Raw genomic sequence first — 17,233 nt, 5'->3', positions numbered from 1 at the left:
GCGTGCTGGAGTTCCTGGGCCGCGCGGACCAGCAGGTGAAGGTGCGCGGCTTCCGCGTCGAACTGGCGGAGGTGGAGGCCGCGCTGCGCTCGGGTCCGGGCGTGCGCGAGGCGGTGGCCGTGGTGCGCGAGGACGCGCCCGGAGACAAGCGCCTGGTGGGCTACGTCGTCGCGCCCGAGGGCGACCTGTCCGTCCTGCGCGCGCACCTGCAGCGGCGGCTGCCCGAGTACATGGTGCCCTCCGCGCTCGTCCCGCTGGAGGCGCTGCCGCTCACCGCCAACGCCAAGGTGGACCGCAAGGCCCTGCCCGCGCCGGGAGACGCCCCCGCGTCGCACGCCTTCGTCGCCCCGCGCACGCCCACCGAGGCGCGCATGGCCGCGCTGCTCGCGGAGGTGCTGGGCGTGCCCCGGCTGGGCGCGACGGACGACTTCTTCGAGCAGGGCGGACACTCGCTGCTGGCCACCCGCGCGCTCGCGCGGATCCGCGCGGCGTTCGGCGTCGCGCTGCCCGTGCGCGTGCTCTTCGAGGCCTCCACGGTGGAGCGGCTTTCGCGGCAGGTGGACGCGGCGACGGGCGCCGGGACGGGCCCGGCGCTGGACCCCATCGAGCGGGTCCGCCGCGACGTGCCGCTGCCCCTGTCGTTCGCCCAGGAGCGGCTGTGGTTCATCGACCAGCTCCAGCCCAACACCGCCGCCTACAACATCCCCGCCGTGCTGCGGATGGACGGCGCGCTGGACGTGGAGGCGCTGCGCCAGGCCTTCGAGGCGCTGGTGCGCCGCCATGAGTCGCTGCGCACCACCTTCCACGACGCGGCGGAAGGCGTGCGGCAGGTCATCCACCCGGCCGCGCCCATGGACCTGCCCCTCGTGGACCTCTCGGCCCTGGACGCCGGGGAGGCCCAGGCCCGGGCCCTGGCCCTGGCGCGGCAGGAGGCGCTGCGCCCCTTCGACCTCACCCGCGGACCGCTCTTGCGCGTGGGGCTGCTGCGGCTGTCGGACACGCGGCACCTGCTGCTGATGACGATGCACCACATCGTCTCCGACGGCGGCTCCATGGTCGTCCTCGTGCGCGAGCTGGCGGCGTCGTACCGCGCCCTGCGCACCGGCCAGCCGCCGCCGCTCCCCGAGCCCGTGTTGCAGTACGCCGACTACGCGCACTGGCAGCGCCAGGGGCCCCAGGCCCGGGCCTGGGAGGCGCAGTGGGAGTACTGGCGCCAGCAGCTTGCGGGCGCGCCGGCCGCGCTGGAGCTGCCCACCGACTTCCCCCGCCCCGCCGCCCCGTCCACCCTGGGCGCGTCGCACCCGGTGCGCCTGTCGCGCGACCTCAGCGCGGAGCTGGAGGCCCTGTGCCTGCGCGAGGGCGCCACCCCGTTCATGGCCCTGATGGCGGCCTTCCAGTGGGTGCTGGGCCGGCACGCGGGCCAGGACGACGTCGTCGTCGGCACGCCCGTGTCGGGACGCGAGCGCACGGAGTGGGAGGAGCTCATCGGGCTGTTCGTCAACACGCTGGCCGTGCGCACGCGCCTGCGCGGCGAGGACAGCTTCCGCGCGCTGCTGGCGCAGGTGCGCGAGACGACGCTGGGGGCGCTGGCCCACCCGTCCGTCCCCTTCGAGCAACTGGTGGAGCGGCTGGGGCTGGCGCGCGACTTCAGCCGGCCGCCGCTCGTGCAGGTGATGTTCGCGCTCCAGGAGGCGGCCTCCGGCGCGCTGGAGGCCCCCGGGCTGACGCTCGCGCCCGTGGAGCAGGAGAGCCAGACGGCGAAGCTGGACCTGGTGCTGGCGCTCACGCGCACGGACGCGGGCTTCCAGGGCACGCTCGAGTACAGCACCGACCTGTTCACCCCGGAGACGGCCGCGCGGATGGTGGCGCACCTGGAGGTCCTGCTGGCGGCGGCCGTCCTGCGCCCGGAGGCGCGCCTGGACGACCTGCCCTGGCTGACGCCCGGCGAGCAGCGGCAGCTCACCCGGGGGTGGAACGACACCGACGCGCCCTTCCCGCGCGAGCGCTGCCTGCATGAGCTGTTCATCGCCCAGGCCCAGGCGACGCCGGACGCCATCGCCGCGGAGCTGGGCGCCGAGCGCATCACCTACCGCGAGCTGCACCTGCGCTCCAACCGCCTCGCGTGGCGGCTGCGCGCCCTGGGCGTGCGCCCCGAGCAGACGGTGGCGCTGTGCCTGGACCGCGACTTCGAGCTGCTGGTCGCCATGCTCGGCATCCTCAAGGCGGGCGGCGCCTACGTCCCCATCGACGCGGAGTACCCGGCGGACCGCGCGGCGTTCATCCTGCGCAACTCGGGCGCCGCGCTGCTCGTCACCCAGCGCTCGCTGGCCGGGGCCCTGGAGGCGACGGGCGCGCGCCTGCTGTGCCTGGACGACGCGGCGGAGGACGGGGGCCGCGAGGACACGCCCCCGTCCGGCGTGAGCCCGGAGCACCTGGCGTACATCATCCACACGTCCGGCTCCACGGGCCGGCCCAAGGGCGTGGCCGTGCGGCACGGGCCCGCGGTCAACCTGCTGCACTGGGTGAACACCACGTTCGGGGTGGGCCCCACGGAGCGGCTGCTCTTCGTCACGTCGCCCTGCTTCGACCTGTCCGTCTACGACGTCTTCGGCGTGCTCGCGGTGGGAGGCACGCTGGTCATCGCCACGAAGGCGGACCTCCGCGAGCCGGAGCGGCTGGCGGCGCTGCTGCGCGAGCAGCGCATCACCTTCTGGGACAGCGCCCCCGCCGCGCTCCAGCAGCTCGTGGCGCACTTCGGCGCGGGCGGCCCGCACCTGCGGCGCGTCTTCCTGTCTGGCGACTGGATCCCCCTCCCCCTGCCGGACGCGGTGCGCACCGCCTTCCCGCACGCGGAGGTCATCAGCCTGGGCGGCGCCACCGAGGCGACCATCTGGTCCAACTTCTTCCGCGTGGGCGCGCGGGATCCGTCGTGGACGTCCATCCCCTACGGCCGGCCCATCTCCAACGCGCGCTACTACGTGCTCGACGCGCGCCTGCGGCCCCTGCCGGTGGGCGTGGCGGGGGACCTGTTCATCGGCGGCGAGTGCCTGGCGGACGGCTACGCGCACGCGCCCATGCTCACCGCGGACCGCTTCCTGCCGGACCCCTTCCACCCCCGGCCGGGCCTGCGCATGTACCGCACCGGCGACCGGGCCCGCTTCTTCCCGGACGGCAACCTCGAGTTCCTGGGCCGCGCCGACTTCCAGGTGAAGGTGCGCGGCTTCCGCGTGGAGCTGGGCGAGATTGAAACCGTCCTCGCCAGCCACCCCGCGGTGCGCGAGGTGGTGGTGGACGCCCGGGGCCCGGCGCGCGGGGACCGCAAGCTGGTGGCGTACCTGGTGACGCACGCCGGGCAGACGCTCCCGGGCGTGTCCGAGCTGCGCCGGCTCGCCGCGCTCAAGCTGCCGGAGTACATGGTGCCGTCGGCCTTCGTGTCGCTGGAGGCCATCCCCCTGACGTCCAATGGCAAGGTGGACCGCAAGGCCCTGCCGGAGCCGGACGGCGTCCGGCCCGCGCTGGAGCGGGAGTTCGTCGAGCCGCGCACGCCGCTGGAGGAGACCATCACCGCGCTGTGGGCGCGGGTGCTGGGGCTCAAGCGGGTGGGCGTGAACGACCACTTCTTCGAGCTGGGCGGGCACTCGCTGCTGGCCACCCAGGTGGTGTCGCGGCTGCGCGAGTCGCTGGGGGCGGAGCTGTCCCTGCGCGAGTTCTTCGCCTCGCCCACCCCGGCGGAGCTGGCGGCGCGGCTCGAGCAGCGTCAGACGCTGGGAGGGCCCTCCCGGCCGGCGCTCGTCGCCCGGCCGAGGGACGCGCGGCGCTTCCCCCTGTCGTTCGCCCAGCAGCGGCTGTGGTTCCTGGACCAGTTGGAGCCGGACGCCGCGGTGCAGAACATCGCCACGGCGGTGTGGCTGGAGGGGACGCTGGACGTGGGCCTGCTGGAGCAGAGCCTCCAGGCCCTGGTGCGGCGCCACGAGGCGCTGCGCACCACCTTCCGCGCCAGCGAGGAGGGCCCCGTGCAGGTGCTGGCGGAGGACGCCCCGTGGGTGCTCGCGCGCGTGGACCTGGGCGCCGCGGCCGTGGAGGGCCGCGAGGCCGAGGCGCTCCGCCTCGCCGGTGAGGAGCAGCGCAAGCCGTTCAACCTGGCGCGCGGCCCGCTGATGCGCGCGACGCTGATCGCCGTGGCGCCCGAGCGGCACCTGCTGCTCCTGACGATGCACCACATCGTCTCCGACGGCTGGTCGCTGGGCGTGGTGGTGCGCGAGTTCGCCGCGACCTTCGACGCGCTGGCGCGGGGCGTGGCCCCCGCCCTGCCCCCGCTGCCCGTGCAGTACGTGGACTGGGCGCTGTGGCAGCGCGACTGGCTCCAGGGCGAGGCCCTGGAGGCGCAGCTCGGCTACTGGCGCGAGCGGCTCGCGGGGGCACCGGGCCGGCTGGAGCTGCCCACGGACCGCCCGCTGCCGGCGCGGCAGACGTTCGGCGCCGCGAGCGTGCCGGTGCGGCTGCCGGCCGGGGTCTCCTCGGCGCTCAAGGCGCTCGCCATCGCCGAGGGCGCCACGCCCTTCATGGTGCTGATGGCGGCCTGGCAGACGCTGCTGCACCGGTACTCCGGGCAGGACGACGTGCTGGTGGGGACGCCGGTGGCGGGCCGCCATCCGGTGGAGACCGAGGCGCTGGTGGGCTGCTTCGTCAACACGCTGGTGCTGCGGGCCCGGATGACCGGGACCCTGCGCTTCCGCGAGCTGCTGGCCCAGGTGAAGGAGACCACGCTGGGGGCGTTCGCGCACCAGGACCTGCCCTTCGAGCGGGTGGTGACGGCGCTCCAGCCCGAGCGCGGCCTGAGCCACCCGCCGCTGGCCCAGGTGACGTTCACCCTGCACAACACGCCGATGCCGTCGCTGTCCGTGCCGGGGCTCGTGCTGCGCTCCGTGCAGCCCCAGCCGCACGGCTCGCCCTTCTTCCTGTCGCTGCACCTGGAGGAGCAGGCGGACGGCTTCGCGGGCACGCTCGTCTACAACACGGACCTGTACGACGCGGCCACGCTGACCCGGATGGCGGCCCACCTGGCCACGCTCGCCGGGGGCATCGCGCGCGACGCGGACCACCCCGTGGGGACGCTGCCGCTCATGGACGAGGCGGAGCGCGCGCGCCTGCTGTCCGCGTGGAGCGGCGTCCGGGTGGACTACCCGCGCGAGGCCTCCATCCACGCGAGATTCCGCGAGCAGGCCGCGCGCACGCCCGGCGCGGTGGCGCTCGTGCAGGACACCCGGACGCTCACGTACCGGGAGCTGGAGGAGCGCTCGAACCAGCTCGCGCACCACCTGCTCGCGCTGGGCGTCAAGCCCGGCGCGTCGGTGGGCGTGTGCCTGGAGCGCTCGTTCGAATTGGTGGTGGCGCTCCTGGGCGTGCTCAAGGCCGGCGCGGCCTACGTCCCGCTGGACGCGGGCGTGCCCACGCCGCGACTGCTGGCGGTGCTGGGCCAGGCGCGCGTCGCGGTGCTGCTGACGCAAGCGTCGCTGGCGGACGACCTGCCGGAGACGGGCGCGCTGCTGGTGGTGCTGGAGGAGGAGGCGCGGCGGCTGGAGCGCCAGCCTGTTTCCGCGCCCCCGCCCACGCCGGGCGGCGACGCGCTCGCCTACGTGATGTTCACGTCGGGCAGCACGGGACGTCCCAAGGGCGTGTGCGTGCCCCACCGGGGCGTGGTGCGGCTGGTGGAGTCCCAGGACTTCGCGCGCTTCGGCCCGGAGCGCGTGTGGCTCCAGGCCGCGCCGGTGGCGTTCGACGCCTCGACGCTGGAGCTGTGGGGCGCGCTGCTGCACGGGGCGCGGCTGGTGCTCGCCCCGGCGCGGGCCCTGTCGCTGGAGGAGCTGTCCGCGCTGCTTCGCGAGCACGCGGTGGACTCGCTGTGGCTGACCGCGGCGCTGTTCGACCTGATGGCGCAGCACCCGTCCGGTGCGCTCGCGGGCGTGGACCAGGTGCTGGCGGGCGGTGACGTGCTGCCCGCGCGCCGGGTGGAGGAGCACCTGTCGCGGGTGTCCCGCCAGGCGGTGCTCATCAACGGCTACGGCCCCACGGAGAACACCACCTTCTCGCTCACGCACGCGCTGCGGCCCGGGGACCGGGTGGGCGCGGCGGTGCCGGTGGGCCGGCCGCTGCGCAACTCCACCGCGTATGTCCTGGACGCCGCGGGACGCCCGGCGCCGGTGGGCGTGCCCGGCGAGCTGTACGTGGGCGGTGACGGACTCGCCTGGGGCTACCTGGATCAGCCGGGGCTGACGGCGGAGCGCTTCGTGCCGGATCCGTTCAGCCCCACGCCGGGAGGACGCCTCTACCGCACGGGAGACCGGGCGAAGTGGAGCGCGGACGGGACGGTGGCGTTCCTGGGCCGCACCGACTTCCAGGTGAAGGTGCGTGGCTTCCGCATCGAGCCGGGCGAGGTGGAAGCGGCCGTGCTGGACGCGCCCGGCGTGGCCGAGGCGGTCGTGGTGGCCCGCGAGGACGTGCCCGGCGACAAGCGGCTGGTGGCCTACGTCACGGGCGAGGGCGTGGACGCGGAGGCGGTCCGCTCTCGCGTCCAGGAGCGGCTGCCGGACTACATGGTGCCGTCCGCGGTGGTGGTGCTGGAGGCCCTGCCGCTGTCGTCCAACGGCAAGGTGGACCGCCAGGCGCTGCCGGCGCCAGAAGCCTCCGCGCCCCGCGCGCAGGCCACCTTCCGCGCGCCGACCGACGCCACGGAGCAGGCCCTGTGCGCCCTCTTCGCGGACGTGCTGCACGTGGAGCAGGTGGGCCTGGACGACGACTTCTTCGAACTGGGCGGGCACTCGCTGCTGGCCACCCAGGTGGTGTCGCGGCTGCGCGCGCGGCTGGGCGTGGAGCTCCCCCTGGCGGAGCTGTTCGACGCCCCCACCCCGGGCCTGCTCGCCGGGCGCCTGGAGCGCCTGCCGCGCGCGGCCGCGCCCGCGCTGGAGCCCGTGAAGCGCGACGCGCCCCTGCCCCTGTCGTTCGCCCAGCAGCGGCTGTGGTTCCTCGACCAGCTCCAGCCGGGAGGCTCGACCTACAACGTGCCCGGCGCGGTGCACCTGGAGGGCGAGCTCGACCGCGAGGCCCTGCACGGCGCGCTGCGGGCGCTGGCCGGACGCCATGAGGCGCTGCGCACCACCTTCCCCCGCCAGGGGGACGCGCCGGTGCAGCACGTCCACCCGGAGCTGCTCGGGGCGCTGGAGTTCGTGGACCTGGAGGCCCTGGCGCCCGAGGCCCGCGACGCGGAGGCCCGCCGCCGGATGGAGGCGGAGGCCCGCCGTCCGTTCGACCTGGCGGAGGGGCCGCTCTTGCGCGCGACGCTGCTCGCGCTGGCGCCCCGGCGGCACGTGCTGCTGCTGACGCTGCACCACATCATCACCGACGGCTGGTCGCTGGCCCTCCTCGTGCGGGACCTGGGCGAGCTGTACGGCGCCCTGCGCGAGGGCCGGGAGCCCGCGCTGCCGCCGCTGCCGGTGCAGTACGCGGACTTCGCCGTGTGGCAGCGCCGCTGGCTCCAGGGCGAGCCGCTGCGGCGGGAGCTGGACTTCTGGCGCGGCGAGCTGGCGGACGCGCCCGCGGCCCTGGAGCTGCCGACGGACCGTCCGCGTCCGCCGGTGCAGACCTTCCACGGGGCCTCGGTCCGGGTGACGCTGTCGCGAGACGTGGGCCGGGCGGTGAGCCGGCTGGCCCAGGCGCACCAGGCCACCGACTTCATGGTGCTGATGGCGGCGTGGCAGGTGCTGCTGGCGCGGCACTCCGGGCAGGACGACGTGAGCGTCGGCTCGCCCATCGCGGGCCGCACCCGCGCGGAGACCGAAGGCCTGGTGGGCTTCTTCGTCAACACGCTGGTGCTGCGCGCGCGCATCGACCCGCGGGCGTCCTTCCAGGAGCTGCTGACGCGGGTGCGCGGCACGACGCTCGCGGCCTACGCCCACCAGGACGTGCCCTTCGAGCGTCTGGTGGAGGAGCTGCGTCCGCAGCGGGACCTCAGCCGCTCCCCGCTGTTCCAGGTGATGTTCGCGCTGCAGAACGCGCCCGCCGCCGTGCTCACCCTGCCCGGCCTGACGCTCCGCCTGGAGTCCGTGGAGGACGACAGCGCGAAGTTCGACCTGGGCCTCGGCCTGGAGCCGCGCGAGGACGGCTTCGCGGGCACGCTCGTCTACAACACCGACCTCTTCGACGCGGCGACGGCGGAGCGCCTGGCCCGTCACTTCGAGGCGCTGGTGGCGGCGGTGGCGGCGGACGCCACGCGGCCCGTGGGCGCGCTGGAGCTGATGGACGCCGCCGAGCGCGCGAGCGTGCTGGTGGACTGGAACCGCACGGGCCCGGCGCCCGGGCGTGACGGGGCGCTGCACCACCTGGTGGAGGACCAGGTGGCGCGCACGCCGGACGCCACCGCGCTGGTGGTGGGCACCCAGCGCTTCACGTACCGGCAGCTCGATGAGCGGGCCAACCAGCTCGCGCACCACCTGCGCGGGCTGGGCGTGGGCCCGGAGGTCCCGGTGGCGGTGTGCCTGGAGCGCTCGTTCGAATTGGTGGTGGCGCTCCTGGGCGTGCTCAAGGCCGGCGGGGCCTACGTGCCGCAGGATCCCCACTACCCGGTGGAGCGGCTGACCGCGATGCAGCAGGACTCGCGCGCGCCGGTGCGGGTGAGCCGGCGCGAGTGGGTGGAGCGGCTGGGGAGCGCTCCGGCCGGCGTGCGGGACGTGCTGCTGGACGGCTTCGGGGCCATCGGCTCCGCGCCCCGGCACCCGCCGGAGCGGCGGGGCGCGACGGCCACGCTGGCGTACGTGCTCTACACGTCCGGCAGCACCGGCCGGCCCAAGGGCGTGGCGATGACCCACGGCAGCGCGGTGGCCTTCGTGCGCTGGGCGCTGGACACGTTCAGCCGGGAGGAGCTGGCCGGCGTGCTGGCGGCGACCTCGGTGTCCTTCGACCTGTCCGTCTTCGAGCTGTTCGTCCCGCTCGCGGGCGGCGGCTGCGTGTACCTGGCGGACAACGCGCTGGCCCTGGCCACGCTGCCGGCGGCGCACGAGGTGACGCTCGTCAACACGGTGCCCTCCGCGATGACGGAGCTGCTGCGCCTGCGAGCGCTGCCCGCGGGGGTCCGCACGGTGAACCTGGCCGGAGAGCCGCTGCCGGCGGCGCTGGTCCGGGCGCTCTACGCCACCGGGACGGTGCGCGACGTCAACAACCTGTACGGCCCCACGGAGGACACGACGTATTCGACCTGGGCGCGGGTGCCGGAGACCCTGCTCCAGACGCCCTCCATCGGCCGTCCGCTGGCGGGCACCCAGGCCTATGTGCTGGACGCCCTCGGCGCCCCCGCGCCCGTGGGCGTCCCGGGAGAGCTGTACCTGGGCGGCGTCGGCCTGGCGCGCGGCTACCTGGGCCGGCCGGACCTGACGGCGGAGCGCTTCGTGCCGGATCCGTTCTCCTCGGAGCCCGGGGCCCGCATGTACCGCACGGGAGACCGGGTGCGCTGGAAGGCCGGCGCGACGCTGGACTACCAGGGCCGCATCGACTTCCAGGTGAAGCTGCGCGGCTTCCGCATCGAGCTGGGCGAGGTGGAGGAGGCCCTCCGCGCCCGGCCAGGGGTGCGCGAGGCCGTGGCCGTCGTGCGCGAGGACGTGCCCGGAGACCGGAGGCTCGTCGCGTACGTGTCGCTGGACACCGCCACGGCCGCGGACGAGTCCGCGCTGCGGGAAGGCCTGCGACAGCGGCTGCCGGGGTTCATGATGCCCGCGGCCATCGTCCTGCTCCCCGCCCTGCCGCTCACACCCAACGGCAAGGTGGACCGCAAGGCGCTGCCCGCGCCGGAGGGGCACCGGACCCGCGACGACGTCGTGGCACCCGCCACCCCCACCGAGGAGCGGCTGGCGGCCCTCGTCTCCGAGGTCCTGCGCGTTCCCGGCGTGGGAGCGCTGGAGGACTTCTTCGCGCTGGGAGGGCACTCGCTGCTGGCCACCCAGGTGGTCAGCCGCATCCGCGCCGCCTTCGGCGTGGAGCTGCCCCTGCGCTCGCTCTTCGAGTCCCCCACCGTCCGCGCCCTCGCCTCCCGCATCGACTCCGCCTCCGTCGCCTCCAGCCTGCCCCCGCTTCTGCCCGCCCCCCGCGACGCGGCCCTGCCCCTCTCCTTCGCCCAGCAGCGGCTGTGGTTCCTCGACCAGCTTCAGCCCGGCTCCCCCGCCTACAACATCCCCGTCGCCCTCCAGGCCCACGGCCCCCTGGACTCCGACGCCCTGCGCCGCGCCTTCGAGTCCCTCGTGCACCGCCACGAGTCCCTGCGCACCACCTTCCTCCCCCTCGACGGCGCCCCCGTCCAGCGCATCCACCCCCCAGCGCCCTTCTCGCTGGGCTTCAGCGACCTGTCCGCCCTCGCCTCCCCCGACGCCGAGGCGCGCGCCCTCGCCTCACGCGAGGCCCTGCGCCCCTTCGATTTGGCCCACGGGCCGCTCCTGCGCGCGCACCTGCTGCGGCTGGGCGCCTCGCGCCACGTGCTGCTGCTGACGCTGCACCACATCATCTCCGACGGCTGGTCCACCGGCGTGCTGGTGCGCGAAATGGCCGCCCTCTACCAGGCCCACCTCGCCGGCACTCCCGTCTCCCTGCCGCCGCTGCCCATCCAGCCCGCCGACCACGCCCTCTGGCAGCGCTCCTGGCTGCGTGACGCCCTGCTGGAGCAGCAGGTCGCCTGGTGGCGCCGCCACCTCGACGGCGCACCCGCGCACCTCGAGCTGCCCCACGACGCGCCTCGCACCCGGGCGTCGTCTCCGATGGGCGGCCGGGTCCCCGTGCGCCTGTCCCGCGAGCTGAGCCAGGGCATCGACACGCTGGCGCGACAGACGGGGGCCACGCCGTTCATGGTCCTGCTGAGCGCGTACCAGCTCCTGCTCTCCCGCTACACGGGACAGGACGACCTGCTGGTGGGCACGCCCATCGCGGGGCGGCGCTTCTCCGAGCTGGAGGGCCTCATCGGCTTCTTCGTCAACACGCTCGTGATGCGCGCCCGGCCGGGCGCCGTGTCGTCGTTCCGCGCCCTGGTGGCCCAGGTGCGCGAGAGCACGCTGAGCGCGTTCGAGCACCAGGACGTCCCCTTCGAGAAGCTCGTCGAGGAGCTCCAGCCCGAGCGCGGCCTGGATCGCACGCCGCTGTTCCAGGCCTTCTTCGCGCTCCAGAACACGCCGGTGCCGTCCCTCGGCCTGCCCGGCTTGACGCTCCAGCCGCTCGCGGACGCCGCCGAGGCGCCCACCCGCTTCGAGCTCTCCCTCCACATGGAGGAGACGCCAGAGGGCTTCCACGGCGTGCTCCAGTACGGCGCCTCGCGCCTCGCCGCGTCCACGGCCGTCCGGCTCGCGCGGCACCTCGAGGTGCTGGCGCAAGCGGTCGTCTCCGGGCCGGATCAGCCGCTCGCCGGGATCTCGATGCTGACCGCCGCCGAGCGCCAGCAGGTGCTCCGCGACTGGAACGACACCGGCCGGGAGGCGCCGCGCGAAGACACGCTCCCGCGCCTCTTCGAGCAGCAGGTGGGGCGCACGCCCGACGCGCCCGCGGTGCGCTTCGGCGACGACGTGCTGTCCTTCGCCCAGCTCGATGTCCGGTCCAACCAGCTCGCCCACGCGCTGCGAGCCCGGGGCGTGGGGCCCGACGTCCGCGTCGCGCTCTGCTTCGAGCGCTCGGTGGACATGGTGGTCGCGCTGATGGGGGTGCTCAAGGCAGGCGGCGCCTACGTGCCGTTGGATCCGGCCTGGCCGGAGCGGCGCCGGGCCTTCGCCATCCAGGACAGCGCGGCGCGCGTCGTCCTCACCCAGGGCCCACTCGCGGCCTCGCTGAAGTCCGCGGACGTCGAGACGCTCTGCCTCGACGTGGCCCGCGCGAGCCTCGACCAGGAGCCGGTCCAGGCCCCCGAGCCGCGGAACGCGCCCGAGCACCTGGCCTACGTCATCTACACGTCGGGCTCCACGGGCACGCCCAAGGGCGTCATGGTGCAGCACCGCTCGGTGCTCAACCTGCACGCGGCCCTGAAGCGGACGGTCTACGCGGGACGTCCGTCCGGACTGAGCGTCAGCGTCAACGCGCCGCTCGCCTTCGACGGCTCCGTCAAGCAGCTCATCCAGGTGCTGGACGGACACTGTCTCTGCATCGTGCCGGACGCCCTCCGGCAGGACGCCGAGGCGATGGTGGCGTGGGTGCGCCAGCAGGCGGTGGACGTGCTGGACTGCACGCCGTCGCTGCTGCGGCTCATGCTGCGAGCGGGGCTGCTGGAAGGAGCGCGCGCGCCGGCCGTGCTGGTCCCCGGAGGCGAGGCGCTGGACGAGGCCACCTGGGAGACGCTGGCCGCGGCGCCAGGGACGCGCACCTTCAACGTCTACGGCCCCACCGAGTGCACCGTGGATGCCACCGCCTTCGCCGTGCGTCCGGGCACCCGGCCCACGCTGGGAGGCCCCCTGCTCAACGTGCGCACCTACGTGCTGGACGCGGGCCTGCGTCCGCTGCCGGTGGGGGTCGCGGGTGAGCTGTTCATCGCCGGCGCGGGCCTCGCACGGGGCTACCTGGGCCAGCCCGCCCTCACCGCCGAGCGCTTCGTGCCGGACCCCTTCGCGGCCACGCCCGGCGAGCGCCTCTACCGCACCGGAGACAAGTCGCGCTGGAGCGAGGACGGCACGCTGGAGTACCTGGGCCGCATCGATTTCCAGGTGAAGCTGCGCGGCTTCCGCATCGAGCTGGGCGAAATCGAAGCCCAGCTGCGCCAGCACCCCGGCCTCGCCCAGGCGCTCGTCCTGGTGCGCGAGGACGTGCCCGGCAACGCGAGGCTCGTCGCCTACGTGGTGCCGCGAGCCGCCACCGCCCCCCAGGCCGAGGCGCTGCGCGACTTCCTGCACCCGCGGCTGCCCGAGTACATGGTGCCCGCCGCCTTCGTGGCCCTGCCCGAGCTGCCCCTGACGCCCAACGGCAAGGTGGACCGCAAGGCGCTGCCCGCGCCCCAGGCCGGAGCGCAGGCCCACGAGCCGCCCCGCCCGGGCGCGGAGACGAAGCTGGCCGCCCTCTGGGCCGACGTGCTCCAGGTGCCCCGGGTGGGAGCGCTGGAGGACTTCTTCGCGCTGGGAGGGCACTCGCTGCTGGCCACCCAGGTGGTCAGCCGCATCCGCGCCGCCTTCGGCGTGGAGCTGCCCCTGCGCTCGCTCTTCGAGTCCCCCACCGTCCGCGCCCTCGCCTCCCGCATCGACTCCGCCTCCGTCGCCTCCAGCCTGCCCCCGCTTCTGCCCGCCCCCCGCGACGCGGCCCTGCCCCTCTCCTTCGCCCAGCAGCGGCTGTGGTTCCTCGACCAGCTTCAGCCCGGCTCCCCCGCCTACAACATCCCCGTCGCCCTCCAGGCCCACGGCCCCCTGGACTCCGACGCCCTGCGCCGCGCCTTCGAGTCCCTCGTGCACCGCCACGAGTCCCTGCGCACCACCTTCCTCCCCCTCGACGGCGCCCCCGTCCAGCGCATCCACCCCCCAGCGCCCTTCTCGCTGGGCTTCAGCGACCTGTCCGCCCTCGCCTCCCCCGACGCCGAGGCGCGCGCCCTCGCCTCACGCGAGGCCCTGCGCCCCTTCGATTTGGCCCACGGGCCGCTCCTGCGCGCGCACCTGCTGCGGCTGGGCGCCTCACGCCACGTGCTGCTGCTGACGCTGCACCACATCATCTCCGACGGCTGGTCCACCGGCGTGCTGGTGCGCGAAATGGCCGCCCTCTACCAGGCCCACCTCGCCGGCACTCCCGTCTCCCTGCCGCCGCTGCCCATCCAGCCCGCCGACCACGCCCTCTGGCAGCGCTCCTGGCTTCGCGACGCCCTGCTGGAGCAGCAGGTCGCCTGGTGGCGCCGCCACCTCGACGGCGCCCCCGCGCACCTCGAGCTGCCCGAGGACCTGCCAAGGCCTCCCACGCCCTCCACGCGCGGCGCGGTGGTGCACTTCCCGCTCTCGCCTTCGCTGGGCCAGACGCTGGAGACCTTCACGAAGCAGGAGGGCGCCACGCTCTTCATGGGCCTGCTCGCGGCGACCTCCGCGCTCCTGTCCCGTGAGAGCGGACAGGAGGACCTCGTGGTGGGCACGCCCATCGCGGGGCGGCGCTTCTCCGAGCTGGAGGGCCTCATCGGCTTCTTCGTCAACACGCTCGCCCTGCGCACCCGGGTGGAGGAAGGCGACTCGTTCCGGCGGCTGCTGGCACGCGTGCGGGAGACCACCCTCCAGGCCCAGGCGCACCAGGACGTCCCCTTCGAGAAGCTCGTCGAGGAGCTTCACCCGCGCCGCGACCTGAGCCGCACGCCGCTGTTCCAGGCGATGCTCGTCTTCCAGAACGCACCGCCCGCGGCGCCCGCGTCGAGCGAGCTCTCCTTCGAGCCGCTTCCGCCCGAAGCGGTCACCGCGAAGTTCGACGTCACCTTCGCCTTCGAGTCCACGCCGCGAGGCCTGAGCGGCTCCATCACCTACAGCACCGACCTCTTCCAGGAGGCCACCGTCCGCCGCTTCGCGACGCACTTCCAGCGGCTGCTGGAGGGCGCGATGCACCAGCCGGACGCGCCGCTGCACACCCTGCCGCTGCTGAGCGACGGGGAGCGGCAGCGGCTGCTGCGCGACGGCGCCGACGGCGAGCCCCTCGCGCGCGAGCCCGCCCTGCACCAGCGCATCGAGGCCCAGGCGCGCCGGACGCCGGACGCCGTGGCGCTCATCGTCGGCGCCCGGAGGTGGAGCTACGCCTGGCTCGACGCCCGCGCCAACCAGCTCGCCCACGCGCTGCGGGCCCGGGGCGTGGGCCCCGAGACGCGGGTCGCGGTGCTGCTGCCGCGCACCGAGGACCTGGTGGTGACGCTGCTGGCCGTCCTCAAGGCGGGCGGCGCGTACGTGCCGTTGGATCCGGCCTACCCGAGGCAGCGGCTGGACGGCATGCTCGCGGACTGTGGCGCGGCGTGGCTCGTGTCCCAGCCGTCGCTGCTGGACACGCTGGGCCTGGACGCCACGCGGACGCCGCCCGTGCTCCACCTGGACGCCGCCGGGGATGAGCTCAAGGCGCTCGCCACCACGTCGCCGGGCCTCGCGCAGGACCCCGACTCGCTCGCCTACGTCATCTACACGTCGGGCTCCACGGGCACGCCCAAGGGCGTCGCGCTCAGCCACGCGAGCGCGGCCGCCTTCCTGGACTGGGCCTGTCGCGCCTTCAGCCCCGCGCAGCTCGCGGGCACGCTGGCCGCCACGTCGGTCTGCTTCGACCTGTCCATCTTCGAGCTCTTCGCCCCGTTGTGTTGCGGCGGCGCGGTGCTGCTGGCGGACACGGTGCTGTCGCTGCCCACGCTGCCCGCGGCCTCCGAGGTGACGCTCGTCAACACGGTGCCCTCCGCCCTGGCGGAGCTGCTGCGCGCCAGCGCGTTGCCGGCCTCCGTGCGCACCGTCAACCTCGCCGGGGAGCCGCTGCCCGGAAGCCTCGCGAGGGCCCTGCACGCCACCGGCACCGTCGAGCGGGTCTTCAACCTCTACGGCCCCACGGAGGACACCACCTACTCCACCGTCCTCGAAGTGCTCGACACGCCCGAGGAGCCGACCCTCGGCCGCCCCCTGCCCGGGACGAGGGCCTACATCCTCGACGCGCGGGGCCAGTTGCAGCCCCAGGGCGTCCCCGGCGAGCTGTTCCTCGCGGGGGCGGGGCTGGCGCGCGGCTACCTGGGGCGCCCGGCCCTGACGGCGGAGCGCTTCGTGCCGGATCCGTTCAGCACGCGCCCCGGCGCCCGCATGTACCGCACGGGAGACCGCGTCCGCCTGCGTCCGGACGGCACGCTGGAGTACCTGGGCCGCATCGACTTCCAGGTGAAGCTGCGCGGCTTCCGCATCGAGCTGGGAGAGGTCGAGGCCGCGCTCCAGCGTCACCCCGACGTGGAGCAGGCGCTGGCGATGGTGCGCGAGGACGTGCCGGGCCACCGGATGCTCGTGGCCTACCTCGTGGCGAAGCCGGGCGCGAAGCCCGAGCCGTCGGGCCTGCGCGCCTTCCTGCGCGGCCTGCTGCCCGAATACATGGTCCCCCAGGCGCTCCAGGTCCTGGAGTCCTTCCCGCTGACGCCCAACGGCAAGCGGGACCGCAAGGCCCTGCCCCCGCTGGAACACGCGGCGCGCCCGGCCCGCTTCGTGGCCCCGCGCGACGCGCTGGAGCTGGAGCTCGCCCGCGCCTGGGAGGACGTGCTGCACGTGCGGCCGCTCGGCGTGACGGACGACTTCTTCGAGCTGGGCGGCCACTCGCTGCTGGCCGTGCGCCTCATGGCGCGGCTGCGCGAACAGCTGCGACGCGAGCTGCCCCTGGCCACGCTGTTCCAGGCGCCCACGGTGGAGAAGCTGGCCCACGTGCTGCGCCAGGAGCCGAGGCCCTTCTCGCCCCTGGTCCCCATCCAGGAGTCGGGGACGCGCCGGCCCTTCTTCTGCGTCCACCCGGTGGGAGGCAACGTGCTCGCCTACGCGGAGCTGGCCCGGAGGCTCGGGCCGGATCAGCCCTTCTACGGCCTGCAGGCACGCGGACTGGACGGCACCCAGCCGCCGCTGGAGAGCATCGAGGCGATGGCGGCGTACTACCTGGACGCCCTCCAGACCGTCCAGCCGCGGGGGCCCTACCGGCTGGGAGGCTGGTCCATGGGAGGCCTTGTCGCCTACGAGATGGCGCGTCAGCTCCAGGCCCGGGGTGAGACGGTCGAGGTGCTGGCCCTCATCGACCCGAGTCCGGCCCGGGCGGCGGCGCAAGCCCCGGAGGCGGAGGACCCGGGACAGCTCGCCCTGCACTTCGCCGTGGACTACGCGGGGCTCCTGAACCTGGAGGACTGGGCGCCCGACCCCGAGCAGGTGGGCACCGACGCGGACGCGACGCTGAAGGCGCTGCTGGCCCGGGGCAAGGCGTCCGGGCTGCTGGCACCCGAGACCAGCACGGAGCAGGTGCGGACGCTCTTCGACGTCTTCACGCACAACCTGCGAGCGCTGCGCCGCTACGAGCCCGGCCCCTTCACGGGCCCCCTCGTCATCCTGCGAGCGATGGAGCGTCCGTCCACCGACCCCGTGGACCGGAACTGGAAGGCCTATGTGCCGCAGGCCCGGGTACAGGAGGTGGAGGGCAACCACCACAGCCTGCTGCGCGCACCCGATGTCCAGCAGGTGGCCCAGCACCTGGGTTCACTGCTGGCGCCCTGACCGCCGCGTTGTATGGG

1 protein-coding gene is annotated in these 17,233 nt (G+C 74.9%); it reads left to right on the top strand.

All coding sequences use genetic code 11. The features are described from left to right. On the top strand, positions 1-17,216 hold a 17,216-nt coding region (locus JYK02_RS36405; RefSeq protein WP_207057564.1), incomplete at its 5' end, for a non-ribosomal peptide synthetase. Positions 17,217-17,233 lie beyond the last annotated feature (17 nt).

Source organism: Corallococcus macrosporus (genome assembly GCF_017302985.1).
GTDB lineage: Bacteria > Myxococcota > Myxococcia > Myxococcales > Myxococcaceae > Corallococcus > Corallococcus macrosporus_A.
The sequence above is the reverse complement of the archived record's forward strand: the minus strand, read 5'-3'. Positions and strand labels throughout refer to the sequence as shown.